We start from the raw sequence: 508 nt of genomic DNA, 5'->3' as shown, positions 1-508 counted from the left end.
GCTCATCCGCCGGTTCAAGACGACGCCGGCGAATGTGCATGATAGCCAGGTGTTTGACGACCTCGTCGATCCCGACAACGTGGACCCGGCGGTGTGGGCTGACAGCGCGTACCGCAGTGAAGAAACGGAGCAGGTTCTGCAAGACGCCGGCTACGAGAGTCATATCTGCGAGAAAGGTCAGCGCAACCGACCGCTCAGTCACGAGCAGCAGGCGAACAATCGCCAGCGTTCGAAGATCCGCTCCCGCGTCGAGCATGTCTTTGGCTTCCAGGAGAACAGCCTGGGCGGGAAATTCATCCGCACCATTGGGTTAGCTCGGGCCAAAGTCAAGATCGGTTTGATGAACCTGACCTACAACCTGATGCGCTACCTGCAGCTGACCAAAGGTAGGAAAGGTGCGCCTGCTGTTGCCTGAACAGGCCAAAGACAGGCCGAACAGGCTACCTGGAAAAGTGAATCGCAGGGCATTACCCACCTTTTCGCTCCCAGTTCGGCATAAGTCCGTAGT

At 57.9% G+C, this 508-nt stretch carries 1 protein-coding gene; it reads left to right on the top strand.

The features are described from left to right. A partial coding sequence (locus E1958_RS19805) for a transposase (protein WP_133513390.1) occupies positions 1-415 on the top strand: 415 nt, incomplete at its 5' end. Between the last annotated feature and the right edge of the window lie 93 nt (positions 416-508).

It is taken from the genome of Candidatus Thiosymbion oneisti, assembly GCF_004359955.1.
GTDB lineage: Bacteria > Pseudomonadota > Gammaproteobacteria > Chromatiales > Chromatiaceae > Thiosymbion > Thiosymbion oneisti.
Note: the sequence above shows the minus strand (reverse complement) of the source record. Positions and strands in the feature narration are given on the sequence as shown.